General features: G+C 72.1%; 14 protein-coding genes. 9 read left to right on the top strand and 5 right to left on the bottom strand.

The window, feature by feature from the left end; genetic code table 11:
• Both G6N75_RS04930 and G6N75_RS15245 read left to right on the top strand, forming a co-directional pair.
• A partial coding sequence (locus G6N75_RS04930) for a S9 family peptidase (RefSeq protein WP_165347191.1) occupies positions 1 to 1,959 on the top strand: 1,959 nt, incomplete at its 5' end.
• Positions 1,956 to 2,507, top strand: a complete 552-nt coding sequence (locus tag G6N75_RS15245) for a DUF4136 domain-containing protein (protein ID WP_165347194.1) — start codon at positions 1,956 to 1,958, stop codon at positions 2,505 to 2,507. The genes G6N75_RS04930 and G6N75_RS15245, both read left to right, overlap by 4 nt.
• A gap of 57 nt (positions 2,508 to 2,564) precedes the next feature.
• On the opposite strand, the gene G6N75_RS04940 is transcribed toward G6N75_RS15245, so the two are convergent.
• The 5 genes from G6N75_RS04940 to G6N75_RS04960 all read right to left on the bottom strand — a co-directional run bounded on the left by G6N75_RS04940 (position 2,565) and on the right by G6N75_RS04960 (position 8,092).
• Positions 2,565 to 3,731, bottom strand: coding sequence for a hypothetical protein (locus tag G6N75_RS04940; RefSeq protein ID WP_165347196.1), 1,167 nt, complete (start codon positions 3,729 to 3,731; stop codon positions 2,565 to 2,567).
• Positions 3,732 to 3,874: 143 nt separating this feature from the next.
• Complete coding sequence (gene ppc, locus G6N75_RS04945; RefSeq protein WP_206202932.1) at positions 3,875 to 6,592, bottom strand: phosphoenolpyruvate carboxylase; 2,718 nt, start codon at positions 6,590 to 6,592, stop codon at positions 3,875 to 3,877.
• Positions 6,593 to 6,597: 5 nt separating this feature from the next.
• Positions 6,598 to 7,266, bottom strand: a complete 669-nt coding sequence (locus tag G6N75_RS04950; protein ID WP_165347198.1) for a glutathione S-transferase N-terminal domain-containing protein — start codon at positions 7,264 to 7,266, stop codon at positions 6,598 to 6,600.
• A 2-nt stretch (positions 7,267 to 7,268) separates the two neighbouring features.
• Positions 7,269 to 7,751, bottom strand: a complete 483-nt coding sequence (locus tag G6N75_RS04955; RefSeq protein ID WP_165347200.1) for a YajQ family cyclic di-GMP-binding protein — start codon at positions 7,749 to 7,751, stop codon at positions 7,269 to 7,271.
• Positions 7,752 to 7,762: 11 nt separating this feature from the next.
• Positions 7,763 to 8,092, bottom strand: coding sequence for a hypothetical protein (locus G6N75_RS04960; RefSeq protein ID WP_165347202.1), 330 nt, complete (start codon positions 8,090 to 8,092; stop codon positions 7,763 to 7,765).
• 161 nt (positions 8,093 to 8,253) lie between these two features.
• On the opposite strand from G6N75_RS04960, the gene G6N75_RS04965 reads away from it, so the two are divergent.
• From G6N75_RS04965 to G6N75_RS04995, 7 genes are all read left to right on the top strand, one after another.
• Positions 8,254 to 9,405, top strand: coding sequence for a hypothetical protein (locus G6N75_RS04965; protein WP_165347204.1), 1,152 nt, complete (start codon positions 8,254 to 8,256; stop codon positions 9,403 to 9,405).
• Between the two features lie 54 nt (positions 9,406 to 9,459).
• Positions 9,460 to 11,337 (top strand): SLC13 family permease, encoded by a 1,878-nt coding sequence (locus G6N75_RS04970; protein ID WP_165347207.1) that lies wholly within the window; start codon positions 9,460 to 9,462, stop codon positions 11,335 to 11,337.
• A 210-nt stretch (positions 11,338 to 11,547) separates the two neighbouring features.
• Positions 11,548 to 12,912 carry an anthranilate synthase component I family protein gene (locus G6N75_RS04975; RefSeq protein WP_165347209.1) on the top strand — a complete coding sequence of 455 codons (1,365 nt, stop codon included), beginning with the start codon at positions 11,548 to 11,550 and terminating at the stop codon, positions 12,910 to 12,912.
• Between the two features lie 14 nt (positions 12,913 to 12,926).
• Positions 12,927 to 13,496, top strand: a complete 570-nt coding sequence (locus G6N75_RS04980) for an aminodeoxychorismate/anthranilate synthase component II (RefSeq protein ID WP_165347301.1) — start codon at positions 12,927 to 12,929, stop codon at positions 13,494 to 13,496.
• A complete protein-coding gene (gene trpD / locus G6N75_RS04985) occupies positions 13,493 to 14,536 on the top strand; it encodes an anthranilate phosphoribosyltransferase (RefSeq protein WP_165347211.1) in 1,044 nt (347 codons plus the stop codon). Before G6N75_RS04980 ends, trpD begins: the two co-directional genes overlap by 4 nt.
• Positions 14,506 to 15,351 (top strand): indole-3-glycerol phosphate synthase TrpC, encoded by an 846-nt coding sequence (locus G6N75_RS04990; protein ID WP_206202933.1) that lies wholly within the window; start codon positions 14,506 to 14,508, stop codon positions 15,349 to 15,351. Before trpD ends, G6N75_RS04990 begins: the two co-directional genes overlap by 31 nt.
• Positions 15,351 to 15,956, top strand: a complete 606-nt coding sequence (locus tag G6N75_RS04995; protein ID WP_165347214.1) for a phosphoribosylanthranilate isomerase — start codon at positions 15,351 to 15,353, stop codon at positions 15,954 to 15,956. The genes G6N75_RS04990 and G6N75_RS04995 overlap by 1 nt, the downstream gene beginning before the upstream one ends.
• The last annotated feature ends 1 nt before the right edge of the window (position 15,957 follow it).

The raw sequence follows: 15,957 nt of genomic DNA on the forward strand, positions 1-15,957 counted from the left end.
GAGCCGCCGGCACTGATCGAGCGCGACAAGCTGTTCGGCAACCCCGCCCGCTCCAGCGCCCAGCTCAGCCCCGACGGCCAGCGGATCGCCTACCTGGCGCCGCGCGACGGCGTGATGAATGTCTGGGTCGCCCCGCTCGACGACCCGGCCGCGGCGAAGCCCGTGACGGAGGAGAAGGTCCGCCCCATCCGCGGTTACTCCTGGTCGCCCGACGGCACGCAGATTCTCTATGTGCAGGACAAGGGCGGCGATGAGAACTTCCTGCTCTACGGCGTCGACCTGGAGGGCGGCGAGACCCGCAACTACACCCCCTTCGAGGGCGTGCGCGTCACCCTCGTCGGCGCCAGCAGCCAGATCAAGGACGCGATCCTGATCGGGCTCAACGACCGGGATCCGCGCTGGCACGACGTGCATCGCCTGAACCTGGAGACCGGTGAGATCACCCTGGTCCGCCAGAATGACGGCTATGCCGGTTTCGTCGCCGACGACAACCTGGAGCTGCGCCTGGCCGCCAAGCCCACGCCCGATGGCGGCTTGCTCATCGAGCGCATCGGCGCCGACGGCGAGACCTCGCTGCTCACCACCATCCCGGCGGAAGACGCGCTGACCAGCAACGTGGTCGGCATCCCGCAGGGCGCCGATTTCGCCTACATGCTGGATTCACGCGACCGTAACCTCGGGGCGCTGGTCAAGCTCGACCTGGAGAGCGGCGAGACCGAGGTCATCGCCAGCGGCCGCAAGGCCGACATCGGCGGGATCATGACCCACCCGGTGACCGGCGAGGTCCAGGCCTACGCCGAGAACTACCTGACCAACCGCTGGTACCCGATCGGCGACGCCATCGAGGACGACATCGCGTTCCTCGACCGGGAAGCCGGCGGTGAGTGGACGGTCACCAGCCGCACCGACGACGACCGCTTCTGGTCGGTGGTGATCGATCGCGTGACCGAGCCCGCGGCCTACTGGCTGTACGACCGGGAGGCCAAGAGCCTCGCCAGGCTGTTCACCATCCGCCCGGACCTCGAGGGCGAGACGCTCGCGCCGATGTTCCCGGTAGAGATCACGAGCCGCGACGGCCTGACGCTCGTCAGCTTCCTGTCGCTGCCGCCGCATCTGGATCCCGACGGTGACGGCGTCCCGGTGGAGCCGGTGCCCCTGGTGCTGAACGTCCACGGCGGCCCCTGGGCCCGCGACAGTTTCGGCTACCGCGGCGACCACCAGTGGCTGGCCAACCGTGGCTACGCCGTGCTGTCGGTGAATTTCCGCGGCTCGACCGGCTTCGGCAAGGACTTCGTCAACGCCGGCGACCTGCAGTGGGGCCGGAAGATGCACGACGACCTGATCGACGCGATCGACTGGGCCATCGAGCAGCGCATCACCACTCCCGACCAGGTCGCCATCTACGGCGGCTCCTACGGCGGTTACGCCGTGCTCTGGGGCATGACGAACACCCCGGAGCGCTTCGCCTGCGGCGTCGATATCGTCGGCCCGTCCAACCTCAAGACGCTGCTCGACAGTATCCCGCCGTACTGGGCGTCGTTCTTCGAGCAGTTCGCGCGCCGCGTCGGCGACCCGCGCACCGAGGAGGGCCAGGCCCTGCTGGCGGAGCGTTCGCCGCTGAGCTACGTGGAGAACATCCGGGAGCCGCTGCTGATCGCCCAGGGCGCCAACGACCCCCGCGTCAAGCAGGCCGAGAGCGACCAGATCGTGGCCGCCATGACCGAGCGCGAGATCCCGGTGACCTACGTGCTGTACCCGGACGAGGGCCACGGCTTCGCCGTGCCGCAGAACCGGCTCAGCTTCTTCGCGGTCTCCGAGGCCTTCCTCGCCGACTGCCTGGGCGGACGCTACGAGCCGGTCGGCGACGACTTCGAAGGCTCGAGCATCCAGGTCCCGGCCGGCGCCGGCTTCGTGCCGGGCCTCGAAGAGGCGCTGCCGAGCGCCTCGGGGGCCGAGTGATCCGCGAGCATGCGAGCCGTCCCCCCCGGGGGCGGCTCGCCGGCCTGGCGCTGGCTGTGGCGATCCTCGCCGGTTGCGCCGCGACGCCCCGGCTGAGCGTGGACAGCCTGGACCAGCCCTGGCCCTGCAGCAGCGTGGGCTGGCTGGAAGAACCCGGGCAGGTGCCGGCGTCGCTGCTTGGGCAGCGGCTCCGGGCGGAGGTGCTGGAGGGCCTGCAGGCGCGCGGCTACACGATCGACCCGGCGCAGCCTGATTGCCTGGTGCACGGCGTGGTCTTCACCGGCGTGCGACCCGGCTCGCCGGTGAGCGTCGGCATTGGCGCGGGCAGCTGGGGCGGGAACGTCGGCGGCAGCGTCGGGGTCAGCCTGCCGCTCGGCGGCAGCCGGACGACCGGCAACCTCGCCATCGACATCATCGACGTCGCGGCCAACGCCGAGATCTGGCGGGGCACGCTGGAGTCGGCTTTCCCGACGCCGGAGCCGGACACGGCGCAACTGGCGGCGGCGGTGCAGCAGGTGCTGGCGTCCGTGCCCGCACCTGCGCCCTGAGTCGAGCCGGAGGGGCGGCCCGGGAGGGAGCCCGGGCACACCCCCTGCTTCACGCGCCTACGGCTCGAAGAACACGAGGGTCATCCGGCCGTCGATGACCGAAACCAGTTCGGCCGCGGCAACCGTGCCGGCGCCGTCACCGTCGGCGTCGAAGATCTCCCACTCCTCGAGTCCGCGGAACTCGATGCCGCCGGGCCGCTCGGCCACGCCCGGGCCTTCCCACCCGATGCGCACGAGCGTCTCGCCGGCCGTCCGCTGCTCATAGGCCTCGGTCAGGCTGTTCAGCCCCACCTCGCCGTTGACCAGGTCGTCGATATCGTCGTCCGGGTCGATTTCGAGGCAGTAGTCGAAGGCCATGACGAAGCTGTCGCCGACACCGACCGCGCCGTCCGGACCGCTGCCGCCATCGCTGCCGTCGTCGATCCAGGAGAAGGTCAGCGCGCCCTGGTTCGGGAACGTCGGCGGCGCCGGCGGCACGCTGAGACCCAGGTCGCTGAAGGCGTCGCACAGGACCACCACCTGGCCGCCGGTCTGGGCGAGGCCCTCGTTGATGAAGTCGAAAGCCTCGATGCCGACCTGGGCCAGCTCGAACATGAACTCGATGGTGCCTTCGTAGGCGAAGTTGCCGAGCAGCTGCCACTCGGTCGCCGCCGGGTCGTCTTCCAGGTCGTCGAACTCGTTCCAGGTGAAGTCCTCCGACTCCTCGTAGACGCCGTCACCGGCCGCATCCCAGCTGACGCGGACCCCGGCGCCATTGTTGATCACGGCCACCTCGATGCGTTCCTTGCCGCGGCTGACCACCAGGGCGCCGCTCTCCGGGTCGGAATCCGCGGGCACGGTCCAGTCTGCCGTGGCCTCGACGCTGAAGTCACCGAACAGGGTGATCAGCTCCGCCGGCGCGTCGTTGGCAAACAGCGGGCCGGACTCCTCGATCGTCAGGCTCGAGCCCGAGAACACCGAGAAGTCGCCGGTTTCCGGGCTGTATTCGCCGAACAGGCCGGGCCCCTCGAACAGGTGGCCGATGGTTACTGACAACGGGCTACCCGCCAGCGAAACGGTGATGGGATCGTCGGCGGTGCTGGTCAGCTGGTACTCGTACACCGGCAGGACGATGACATCGTCTTCGACCACGTCACCGCTGCTGCCGCTGCTGCCGCAGGCGACCGTGAAGGTCGCCGCCAGCAGGAGCGCCGGCCAGCGCATGATTCTCGTCGAGATTTTCATGGCAGTCCTCCTCTGCTATTGGGCCAAAAGGAGGTCTCGCAGCTGGATTCGCGGGCTGCCATGGAGTCCGAAGGCCCGAGCTACGAGGCCTTCCCAAGTCTTGACCTGAGTATAGTCCGCGCGGCGGGGGTTGCCGGCTGCGGTCAGCCCGTGTTCTGCAGTCCGTGGGCGATGCCGTTGACCGACAGCAGGAGCGCCCGGAACAACGCTTCGTCCTCGCGGCCACCCTCGCGCCAGCGCCGCAGCAGGTCCACCTGCAGCAGGCTCATCGGGTCCACGTAGGGGTTGCGCAGCCGGATGGTGCGGCTGAGCGTGGGGTCGTTCGCCAGCAGCCGGTCGGCGCCCTTGAGACGCAGCACCAGCTCGACGGTCTGCCGGTACTCGGCCTCGATCAGCTCGACGTAGGGCCGGGCCGGGGATGCCGCGAGTTCGGCGTAGCGGCGCGCGATGCCGAGGTCGCACTTGGCGAGCACCATCTCGAGGTCCTCGAGCATGGCGCGCAGGAACAGCCAGTTGCCGAACATTTCCCTCAAGGGGCCCTCGCCATGGCGTTCGACGGCCGCCGCCAGGCCGGCGCCGACGCCGTACCAGCCAGGCAGGATGGCCCGGGTCTGGGTCCAGGCGAACACCCAGGGGATGGCCCTGAGGTCCCGGATGCCCTGCATCTGCCGCCGGGAGGGCGGGCGCGAACCGATGTTCATCCGCTCGATTACGTCGATCGGCGTGGCCTGGCGGAAATAGGGATAGAAACCTTCGTCCTCGTGGACCAGCGCGCGGTAGCAGCGCCGGCTCTCGGTGGTCACCGTATCCATGACGTCACGCCACAGCTGCGGCGGCGGGTCCGAGCCATCCCGCAGCGTAGCTTCCGCCACGGAGCTTGCCGCCTGCTCGAGGGTACGGATCGCGATGCCCCGCAGGCCGTACTTGGCGTTGATGATTTCGCCCTGCTCGGTGACCCTGAGCCGGCCGCGCACCGCCCCGCGGGGCGCCGCCAGCGCCGCCGTGTGGGTCCGGCCGCCGCCGCGGCTGATGGTGCCGCCGCGGCCGTGGAACAGCGTCAGGTCCAGCCCGCGCGCCTCGGCCACGGCGACCAGCCGCTCCTCGGCCTGGTGCAGGGCCCAGCGCGCCGCGGCGATGCCGGAGTCCTTGTTGGAGTCCGAGTAGCCGATCATCACCATCTGCCGGCGCCGGCGCGTGTCGAGATGCGCCTTGTACACCCGGTCGTCGAGCAACTCGGCGACGATCTCCGGGCCGCGCTCGAGGTCGTCGACCGTCTCGAGCAGCGGGGCGATGTCCAGCGGCACCACGCCCTGCTCGTCGGCCAGCCCGGCCCAGCGCGCCAGCAGCAGGACGGACAGCACGTCGTCGGCGCCCTGCGCCATGGAGATGATATAGGGACCGATGGCGCGCGCGCCGTAGCGGGCGAGGCACTCGCCGGCAGCGCGGAACACTTCGAGCGTCTTCTCCGCCTCCTCGTCTTCCACCAGCGGGCACTGGGCGCCCTCGTCGAGCAGCTGCTGCAGGCGCGCGGTACGCTCGGCCTGGGGCCGCTCCATCCAGTCCTCGTCGCGCAGGCAATGGGCGATGCAGCGGCGATGCACTTCCGAGTCCTGGCGCAGGTCGAGGGTGGCGAGATGGAAGCGGAAAGTCTCGGCGCGCCGCTGCAGGCGGCGCACGGCGTAGCGCCCGGCATGCTCGCCCTTGTTCTCGAGCAGGCTGCGCGACATCAGCGCCAGGTCCTCGAGGAAGGCCTCGGCGTTGGCGTAGCCGCCCGGCGCGCCCTGCGCCGTCAGCTGCAACCGGCGCCGGAGCAGGGCGCACCAGACGCGGTAGGGCATGTCGCGGTGCCGGGGCGCGACGTCCGCCAGCGCCTCCGGGTGCGCCCTCAGGCCGGCTTCGATGCGCGCCAGCAGCTCGGGATCGAAGCCGATGCGGCTGGGCGCCTGGGACAGCTCGCGTGCCACCTGCCGCAACTCGGCCCGGTACAACTCCAGTGCGGTGCGCCGGTGCAGGGCCAGGGTCTCGCGGATGGTCCCGGGGCCGACGTTCGGGTTGCCGTCCATGTCGCCGCCGACCCAGCTGCCGAAGCGGAAGATGATGCCCGCCCGCGGCTGGTCGGCATCGTCGCCCCAGACCTCGGCAATGGCCTGTTCGAGGTGCTCGTAGACGGCCGGGACGACCCGGTAGAGGCTCTCCGCCAGGAAGAACAGGACCTGCTCGCGCTCGTCGCCCACGGTGATCCCGGTGCTGGGATGCTCTTCGGTCTGCCAGGCCGAGGTGACCTGGGCACGGATATTGGCGAGCAGCGCGGCCTGTTCCTGCGGCGTGAGGGCGGGGTTCATGCGCTCGACCAGGCGCCGCGCGATCTGCTGCTGCTTCAGCAGGATGGTGCGGCGGGTCGGCTCCGTGGGGTGGGCAGTGAACACCGGCTCGATCAGCAACTCGTCGAGGAAGGCCTGGGCATCGCGCGCGCCGGGCCGGCGCTCGGCCAGGAGCCGCATCGCCGCCTCGAGGCTGTCGGAGCGCTGCTGGCGCGTGTCGCGCAGCCACTCTCGCCGGCGCCGTATACGGTGCACCTTCTCGGCGATGTTCACGACCTGGAAGTAAGTCGAGAAGCCGCGGATGACCGCGCCCGCGGCGGCCGTGTCGAGCGAGTCCAGGAGCGCCCGCAGGTCGCCGCGCTGGCCCGTCTCCCGTTGCTCGATGGCGGCCTGGCGGATCTGTTCGACGGCCTCGAACACCGCCTCGCCGCATTGCTCGGCGATCACCGCCCCGACGACGGCGCCGAGTTCGCGCACGTCCTCCCGCAGGGCGGCGTCCTTGGGCTCGAAATGCAGCGGTTCGCGGGCGGAGTCGGCCACGCGGCTCAGACCAGCATCTTGCGCGCGCCGGCGACGAACTTTTCGACGTTCGGGCGCGGGTTCCAGGGCTTCGGCACGTCCATCCCGCGGCGCACTGCGGGCCGTGCGCCGACCGCGCCCAGCCAGCGCTGCAGGTGCTCGAGCCCGTCCACCACCACCCCCGACCAGTCGTGCGAGATGATCCACGGCCAGGTGGCCATGTCGGCAATGGAGTACTCGCCGGCGAGATACTCTTGCTCCGCCAGCCGCCGGTCGTACACCTCGAACAGCCGCCGCACCTCGCGCTGGTAGCGCTCGATGGCGTAGGGGATCTTCTCTTCCGCGTAGCGGTAGAACACGTTCGCCTGGCCCATCATCGGCCCGACCCCGCCCACCTGGAAGAACAGCCACTGCAGGACCACCGAGCGCGGCTTCGCCGCCGCCGGCAGGAACCGCCCCGATTTCTCCGCCAGCCAGAGGAGGATCGCGCCCGACTCGAACACCGGGAACCCGCCGGCCTCGCGATCGACGATCGCGGGGATGCGGCCGTTCGGGTTGATGGCCAGGAACTCAGGCGTCTTCTGCGCGCCGGCCATCAGGTCGACGGCATGCACCTCGTAGGGCAGCTCCATTTCCTCCAGGGCGACGGAAACCTTGCGCCCGTTCGGGGTCGGCGCGGTGTAGAGCTCGATCATGGCTAGTCCCGGAAGTTGGTGAACTGCAGCGGCAGGCCGAGCTCGGCCTGCTTCAGCAGCGCGATCACGGCCTGCAGGTCGTCGCGCTTCTTGCCGGTCACGCGCACCTGGTCGCCCTGCACCTGGGCCTGCACCTTGAGCTTGGCTTCCTTCACCAGCTTCACGATCTTGCGCGCATTGTCGCTGTCGATGCCGTGGCGGAGGATCACTTTCTGGCGGGCCTTGTTGAGCGCGATCTCTGGCTCCTCGATCTGCATGCAGGCCACGTCGATGCCGCGCTTCGCCAGTTTCTGCGTCAGGATGTCGAGCATCTGCTTGAGCTGGAAATCGGCCGGCGCCTCGAGGCTGACGACGAAGTCGCCGAGCTCGAACTTCGCGCCCGTGCCCTTGAAGTCGAAGCGCGTGTCGACCTCGCGGTTGGCCTGGTCCACGGCATTGGCCACCTCGTGGCCGTCGAGTTCGGATACGACGTCGAATGAAGGCATGGTGTCTTCGCCTAGCCGGGCGGGGCGAGGCGCTCCTTGTGCTTGCGGGTGAGAGCCAGGAAGCGCGGCGTGGGGCCGGCGTCCTCGTAGACGGGATCGCCGAACTCGTCTTCCCGGGCGACCCGGGTGCCGGCCTGGTAAGGCATCGCGGCCTCCAGCTCGGCCAGCGCCGCGGCGAGCAGGTCGCGCAGGATGTCCTCCTCGGCGACTGCCGGGTACATCTCGGCCAGCGCGTGGACGCGGGCGGCGTACTCCACCGGCAGGTGGATGGCGTAGGTCTCGGCGGTCAGCTGCGGCTGGCGCGTCCCTTCCCAGTGCTCGAGCAGGTCCCTGATCTTCACGTGCGTCTCCCGTCCGGGCTTTCAATCATGGTGTCCACGGCGCGCCGCTGCAAGGCGCGCGGGACGTTTCCGGGCGCGGTCGCCGCATTCACGCCCTTCAACGGGCGCGGCGGCCGGGAGAGACTGCGTCCTCCTGTAACGGAGGAAACGGGGGACCAGGGATGGTGGACCTCGATGCAATCCGGGGGCCGGCGGCAGGGACGCCGCCGGTCCCCGCCCGGGTGGTGCTGCTCGATTCCGCCTGCCCCCTGGAAAACCTCGACGAAGCTGCCCGGCTGCTCGGCGAGGCTCGCGGGGCCGGCTGCCGCGATACGCTCCGCCTGGTGGGCCCCTGCGAGCCCGAGCCGGCGGGCGCGCTGCTGGCGGCTCTCGCCGCACGCCTGGGCGGGCCGGAACAGGGGCCGGCGGCGCTGGCCTGGCCGGGCGCCACGCGGGCTCCCGAGGCACTGGCGGCGGAGCTGGGCCTGGCGTCTCCGTCTACGGGCGCGCGCTACCTGTTGTTGCCGGGCGCCGCCCTGGAGGCAGTGCAGCGGCGGGGCCGGCTGGTCCTCGCGGACGGCGGCGAAGGCGATGCGCGGCGCTGGTGGGCAGAGCTCCTGGCGCTGGCGGCGGCGGACCCGCGTTGCAGCCTGGTGCCGGAGGCGCCGGGCCCCGGCGTGACCCGGCTCGCGCCCGGCAGCCCCTGGGCCGGTCCCTCACCCGGCGCGGGCGAGCTGATCCCGGCGCGGGCCCGGCGGCTCCGGCTGCCGCTGGACTTCGACCTGCTGCTCACGGTGGCGGGCGAGCAGCCGGCAGCGGTCGGCCGGCTGGCCGCCGACCTGGTGACAGCGGCGGACGAGCGCGTTGCCAGCCAGCCGGCAGGCGCTGCCCGGCGACTTGCCCTGGAGCTGGACGGGATCGCCCGTGCCGCCGTCGCCCGGGGTCGGGACCCGCGGAGTTTCGCCACCCTGCGCTGGGTGAAACGACTGCTGGTGGCCTTCCGCGACGGCGCCTGCGCCGCATCGGTGCGGCTCGCGCGCCAGCACGGCCCCGGCGGCGGGCCGGCGCCGTTCCCGCTGCCGGGCCGGCTGGAGGTGGCGGAGACCGGGCCCCGCGAGCGCGCGGTCCTGGCGCACGGGGCCCGGCATTCCCACCTGGTGTGCCTGTCGCCGTGGAGCCTGGCGCCGCCCGAGCTCGGCCGGGATGCGCTCGGGCTCCTGCCGGCGCTGGCCTGTGCCGACAGCATCAGCTGGCGGCGCCCCGCTGCGGGGCATGATGTCGAGTGGTATAGCGAGGCCCTGCGCTTTGCCTGGGCGGTGGCCCTGCGCAGCTAGCGACTTGGAGCCCGGCATGGTAAACGTGGCCTCCCCACGCCAACCCCGGGCCTGATGGAAACACTCGCGAACCTTGCCTTGCCGGATAATCACGGCCTCGCCGTCATCGGCCTCGCGCTGTTCGCCCTGGTGGCCCTGACGCGCCCGGCCGTGCCGCAGGAGTCCGCCAGCCTGATGGTGCTGATGCTGCTGGTGCTGGGCTTCGAGATCTTTCCCTACGCCGGCCCGGCCGGCATGGTAGATGCCGGCAACTTCCTGGCGGTGTTCGGCAACCGGGGCCTGATCACGATCCTGGCCCTGCTGGTGGTCGCCCGCGCGCTCGAGGTCACCGGGGCCATGCAGCCGCTGACCCGGCTGCTGTTGCGGGCATGGCAGGGCCCGCGCCCGCTGGCCCTGTTCGTGACGCTGCTGGTCGCCATGCTGCTGTCGGCCTTCCTGTCCAATACCCTGGTGGTGCTGGCGCTGCTGCCGGTGCTCGTCGGCGCCTCGACGCGGCTGCGCTTTCCCGCTTCCCGGGTGCTGATGCCCGCGGGCTTCGCGGCCCTGCTGGGCGGCATGACCACCACCATCGGCACCTCCACCAACCTGCTGGTGGTGACCGAGGCGGAGAGCCTCGGCCTCCCGGCTTTCGGCATGTTCAGCTTCGTCGTCCCGGCCGCCGCCGGCGCAGTGGTCGGCCTGCTGTTCCTCTGGTTGCTGGCGCCGCGCATGCTCCCCGAGCGCGACGCCCCGATCCGCCAGGCGGCGCCGCGCATCTTCAAGGCGATGTTCTTCGTCGGCGAGGACAGCTGGGCCGTGGACCGCACGCTGGCCGAACTGCGGGAGCGCACGGGCCGGCGTATGAACGTCTCGCGCGTCCAGCGTGGCGACGGCCTGCAGGTGGCCAAGCTGCCGTCGATGCGGCTGCAGGCCGGGGACCGGCTGATGGTGGCGGACACCCGCGAGCACCTGAAAGAGTTCGAGCGCCTGCTCGGCGTGCGGATGCACAGCGAGTTTGCCGGGGAGGGCGAGGAGCCGGATGACGATGGCGCGGTGGAGCAGCAGCTGGCCGAGCTGGTGGTGACGCCCGATTCGCCGCTGTACGGTCGCACGCTCTCGACCACCCGCTTCCGGCAGCGGTTCCGCCTGTTGCCGCTGGCCATTCATCGCGCCACTGCCGCCGGGATGAGCGAGGTGACGGGCGACTTCGAGGACGCGATCCTCCAGGCGGGCGACGTGATCCTCGTCCAGGGCCCGCCCGACCGGATCCGCGAGCTGCGGACCAGCGGCAGCATGCTGGTGCTCGACGGCCGGATGGACCTCCCCAAGACTTCGCGCGCGCCGCTCGCGCTGGCCCTGGCGCTGGGCGTAGTCGTCACCGCGGGCGCCGGGTGGCTGCCGATCAGCGTGGCGGCCGTCGCGGGCGCCGCGCTGCTGATCGCCACGGGGTGCATCGGCTGGCGCGAGGTGGGTGGCGCGCTGTCGGCGCCCCTGGTGCTGATGGTGGTGATGAGCCTGGCGCTGGCGCAGGCGGCCGTGGCCACCGGCGCCGCGGCCTTCGTCGGCCAGTTGTTCCTGGCCGGCTTCGGCACCTTGCCGGCTGCGGCTTCGCTGGCCCTGGTGGTGCTGCTGGTCGCACTCGGCGGCAGCCTGGCGCCCAACGTGGCAGTGGCGCTGCTGGCGGTGCCGGTGGCGGTCGCCGTCGCCCAGGGCCTGGGCGTGGGCGCGGAGCCCTTCGTGCTGGCAGTGCTGTTCGGCGCCAACCTCAGCTTTGCCACCGCCATCGGCTCGCGGCCGAACCTGGTGGTGGCCACGGCGGGCGGTTACCTGGCGCGCGACTTCCTGCGGGTCGGACTGCCGCTTACCGTGCTGGTATGGCTGGCGGTCTCGCTGGCCCTGGTGTGGACCTACGGGATTCCCTGGAGCCTGCCCCGGGGGCTGAATGGGGGTTGACCGGCGTCCGGCTGCGGGTAACATCCCTTCCAGCATGAACACTGAATGCAACTGCGCGCGCAGCCACTGGTGGTGGCCCGGGTCCCCGGAGGGGGTCCGGTCGCGCGCTGCCGCCTGACGCAGCCCACGTACCGAACCCGACTCCGGAGCCTGCCGGGGAAGGGTGCCCGCGACCTCCTCCCGGACGGCCCCGGTTCGCTGGAGAGAGGAATGATGCAGACGCCCTTCGACATCGCCGCCGACCTCGATACGCCGGTCTCGGCGTATATGAAGCTGGCGCCGTTCCGGCCGCGCTTCCTGCTCGAGAGCGTGGAGGGCGCGGAGCGGCTCGGGCGGTACTCCTTCATCGGTTTCGGCGATGCGCTCAAGGTGCGGCTGGACCGCGACGGCCTGCATTTCGGCGGCCGCAGCCGCCCGGTGGACGGCGACCTGCGCGCCGGCCTGCGGGAGGCCATGGCGCTGGCGCCGACGCTGTCGCCGGAGGCCGGGCTGCCGTTCGACGGCGGGCTGGTCGGCATCGCGGCCTACGACATCGTGCGCCATTTCGAACGCGTGCCGGACGGCGGCCGGGACTTTCCCGAGGGCCTGTGGGTGGCGCCGCAGTCGCTGCTGGTGTTCGACCATCTCACGCGCCGCGCCGCACTGCTGCACGCGGGCGACGAGGCCGAGCGGCAGGCGCTGCGCCGGGAAGTGGTGCAGGCGCTGGCGGGGGGCGTGCCCTTCCGCCGCAGCGGCCGCCATGCCCCGCCGGTCGCCAGCATGAGCGAGGCGGAGTTCCTTGCTGTGGTGGAGCAGGCCAAGGGCAACATCACCGCCGGCGACGTGTTCCAGCTGGTGCTGTCGGTGCGCTTCTCGGGCCACAGCGACCTCTCGCCGTTCGAGGCCTACCGGGCCCTGCGGCTCCTGAACCCCTCGCCCTACATGTACTTTCTCGAACTCGACGGGCTGACGGTCGCCGGCTCGTCGCCCGAGGCGCTGGTCAAGCTGGAGGGGCGCCGCGCCTCGCTGCGGCCGATCGCCGGCACGCGGCCGCGCGGCGAGACGCCGGCCGAGGACCGGGCCCGCGAGGCGGAGCTGCTGGCCGACCCCAAGGAGAATGCCGAGCACGTGATGCTGGTGGACCTGGCGCGCAACGACCTGGGCCGCGTGGCGGTGCCGGGCAGCATCCGGGTGGAGCCGAGCCGGGCCATCGAGCGCTACAGCCACGTGATGCACATCGTCAGCGGCGTGACCGGCGAGCTGGAAGCCGGCCGGGATGCCTTCGACCTGTTCGCCGCCACTTTCCCCGCCGGCACCCTGGTCGGCGCGCCCAAGGTGCGGGCCATGGAGCTGATCGAGGCCTACGAGCCGGTCGGGCGCGGGCTGTATGCCGGCACGGTCGGCTATTTCGCCCGGCGCGGCGGCATGGACCAGGCGATCGCCATCCGGACCCTGGCCTTCCAGGGCGACGAATACAGTTACCAGGCGGGGGCGGGCATCGTCGCCGACAGCATCCCGGCGGCGGAGTACCGCGAAGTGCTGGCCAAGAGCGCCATCCTGCGGCGCGCCCTGCAGATGGCGGAGGAAGGCCTGTGAGCGCGCGGGTGCTGATGATCGACAACTACGACTCCTTCACCTACAACCTGGTGCAGTACCTGCGCATGCTCGGCGCGGAGGTGCTGGTGTATCGCAACGACGCCCTCGATGCGGAGGCCGCCGCGGCGCTGGCGCCCACCCACCTCGTGGTCTCCCCCGGACCCGGCACGCCCCGGGACGCCGGCCGCTCGATCGAGTTGATCCGCGCCTTCGCCGGCCGCGTGCCGGTGCTCGGCGTCTGTCTCGGGCACCAGGCCATCGTCGAGGCCTGGGGCGGCCGCGTGATCCCGGCCAAGACCCTGATGCACGGCAAGACCTCGCGGGTGCACCACGACGGCCGCGGCGTGTTTGCGGGCCTGCCGCAGCCCTTCGAGGCCGGGCGGTACCATTCGCTGGCGGTCGGGCGCGACGAGCTGCCGGCCGAGCTGGCAGCCACGGCGCACACCGAGGACGGCGAGGTGATGGGCGTGCGCCATCGTGAGCTGGCGGTGGAGGGCGTGCAGTTCCATCCCGAGAGCGTGCTGACGCCGCAGGGACTCGAGCTGTTGCGCAACTTCCTGGCGCCGGCAAAGGAGCAGGCATGAGCACCCGTGAACTGACCCAGACGCTCGAGAAGCTGCTCGCGGGCACCAACCTGACGGAACAGGAAGCCGCGGAGCTGATGGTGGCGCTGACCCGCGAGGACCTGCCGCCGGCCCTGGCGGGCGCCCTGCTGGTGGCCCTGCGGGCCAAGGGCGAGACGGCGAACGAGGTGCGCGGCTTCGCCCGCGCGATGCGGGCGCTGGCGCTCACGCCGGAGATTCCGGCGGACACCCCGCTGCTCGACATCGTCGGCACCGGGGGCGACGGCTCGGGCAGCCTGAACATTTCGACCGGCGCCTCGCTGCTGGCGGCGGCCTGCGGCATCCCGGTGGTGAAGCACGGCAACCGCAGCGTCTCGAGCCGCAGCGGCAGCGCCGACGTGCTGGAGGCGCTGGGGATGCAGCTGCCCGCGAACGCGGGGGAAGCCGCGGACCGCCTGGCCGCGACCGGCTACACGTTCCTGTTCGCGCCGCATTTCCATCCGGCCATGAAGGCGGTGGCGCCGGTGCGCCGCGCGATGGGCGTGCGCACGGTATTCAACCTGCTCGGCCCGCTGACCAATCCGGCAGCCCCCCACTACCTGCTGCTGGGCGCCTTCAGTCCCACGGCGGCGCGGCTGATGGCCGAGGCGCTGGCCGGCTTCGAGGGCCTGGAGCGGGCCTGCGTGGTGCATGGCTCGCCCGGCTGGGACGAGGCCACGCCGGTCGGCCCCTTCGTGCTGTACGAAGTGCAGGGCGAGGACGTGACCGAGACCACGCGTGATCCCGAGGAGTGGGGGTTGCCGCGCTGCGGCGTGGCCGACCTGCTCGGGGGCGACGCGGACGAGAACGCCGCGCGGCTGCGGGCGGCGTTGCAGGGCGAGGAGCGCGGGGCGCACCTCGACGCCCTGCTGCTCAGCGCCGCGCTGGCGCTGGAGTTGACCGGCCGCGCGGGCAGCCCGCAGGAAGCGATCCAGCTGGCGCGGGCCGCGGTGGAGGACGGCCGGGCGCGGGCGCAGCTCGAGTCCCTGTCGTGGCGGCCAGGCCCGGGGGCGACGGCGTGAGCTTTCTCGACCAGATGGCGGCCGCCTCGGCCGAGCGCGTGCGTGCGGCCCGCGCGACGGGCAGCGAGGCCGCGCTGCTGGCGGCCTGCCGCGAGGCCCCGGCCGCCCCGCGCCTGCGGCTCGGGGACTTCGAGCTGATCGCGGAGATCAAGCGCCACTCGCCCGCCGAGGGCGCGCTTGGCGCCGAGACGGACGTGGCGGCCCGGGCGGGCGCCTATGCCGCGGCCGGCGCCGCTGCCGTGTCGGTGCTGACCGAGCCGGCGCGCTTCGGCGGCAGCCTCGACGACCTCGAAGCCGCCGTGGCGGCGCTCAGCGGCACCGGCGTGCCCGCCATGCGCAAGGATTTCCTCGTCGCTCCGTGGCAGGTACTCGAGGCGCGGGCCGCCGGCGCCGGGGGCGTGCTGCTGATCGTCGCCATGCTGGCTGACGCGGTCCTGCGCGAGATGCTGGCGGCGGCCCGCGAGCAGGGGCTGTTCGTGCTGCTGGAGGCTTTCGACGAGGCCGACCTCGAGCGTGCCGCGCCGCTCTGCGGCGGCGTGCCCGGCGCGTCGGTGCTGGTCGGCGTCAACAGTCGCGACCTGCGGACGCTGGCGGTGGACCCGTCCCGGCTGGAGCGCCTGGCGCCGCGCCTGCCGGCGGGCGTGCCGGCGGTGGCCGAGAGCGGCCTGCATACGCCGGCCGATGCGGCGACCGCGGCAGCGCTCGGTTACCGGCTGGCGCTGGTCGGCACTGCGCTGATGCGGGCCGAGGATCCGGGCACCCTGGCCGGGGCCATGCTGGCCGCCGGCCGCAACCAGGCAAGGGAGTGTGCGTGATGAAGGTATTCGTGAAGATCTGCGGCCTGACGACGCCCGAGGGTGTGGCCGCGGCCGTGCGGGCGCGGGCCGATGCCGTCGGCTTTGTGTTCGCGCCGTCGCCGCGGGAGGTGACGCCGGCCCAGGCGCGCCAGCTGGCGGCAGCCCTGCCGGCGGGGATGAAGCGCGTGGCGGTGTTCCGGCATCCGCCGCCGGGCCGGATCGCGCAGGTGCTGGAAGAATTCCCGGCCGACTGGGTGCAGAGCGACGCGGTGGATCTCCCGGGTGCCGACCTCGGCGGCGCCGAGGCGCTGCCGGTGTTCCGCTCCGGTGCGCCGCTGCCGCCGCTGTTGCCGGAGCTGCTCCTGTTCGAGGGCCCCGACAGCGGCACGGGCCAGGTGGCGGACTGGGCGGCGGCGGCCCGGCTGGCGCCCCGCACCCACGTGATCCTGGCGGGCGGGCTGGACGCGGGCAACGTGCGCGATGCCATACGGACCGTGCGCCCCTGGGGCGTGGACGTGTCGAGCGGCGTGGAATCGGCGCCTGGCGTGAAAGACCCGTCGCTGGTGGAAGACTTCGTCGCCGCCGTGCGGCGCGCCGAGCAGAGCGAGGAAGGGAACGCATGAG

It is taken from the genome of Thioalkalivibrio sp. XN8 (assembly GCF_011058255.1).
GTDB lineage: Bacteria > Pseudomonadota > Gammaproteobacteria > Steroidobacterales > XN24 > XN24.

What these genes read in the sequence shown, in the direction of transcription:
- G6N75_RS04970 (WP_165347207.1), top strand. Translation starts at nt 9,460, where the DNA reads ATGGAAACACTCGCGAACCTTGCCTTGCCGGATAATCACGGCCTCGCC.
- G6N75_RS04950 (WP_165347198.1), bottom strand. Translation starts at nt 7,266, where the DNA reads ATGATCGAGCTCTACACCGCGCCGACCCCGAACGGGCGCAAGGTTTCC.
- G6N75_RS04995 (WP_165347214.1), top strand. Translation starts at nt 15,351, where the DNA reads ATGAAGGTATTCGTGAAGATCTGCGGCCTGACGACGCCCGAGGGTGTG.
- trpD (WP_165347211.1), top strand. Translation starts at nt 13,493, where the DNA reads ATGAGCACCCGTGAACTGACCCAGACGCTCGAGAAGCTGCTCGCGGGC.
- G6N75_RS04940 (WP_165347196.1), bottom strand. Translation starts at nt 3,731, where the DNA reads ATGAAAATCTCGACGAGAATCATGCGCTGGCCGGCGCTCCTGCTGGCG.
- G6N75_RS04955 (WP_165347200.1), bottom strand. Translation starts at nt 7,751, where the DNA reads ATGCCTTCATTCGACGTCGTATCCGAACTCGACGGCCACGAGGTGGCC.
- G6N75_RS04975 (WP_165347209.1), top strand. Translation starts at nt 11,548, where the DNA reads ATGATGCAGACGCCCTTCGACATCGCCGCCGACCTCGATACGCCGGTC.
- G6N75_RS04965 (WP_165347204.1), top strand. Translation starts at nt 8,254, where the DNA reads ATGGTGGACCTCGATGCAATCCGGGGGCCGGCGGCAGGGACGCCGCCG.
- G6N75_RS04980 (WP_165347301.1), top strand. Translation starts at nt 12,927, where the DNA reads ATGATCGACAACTACGACTCCTTCACCTACAACCTGGTGCAGTACCTG.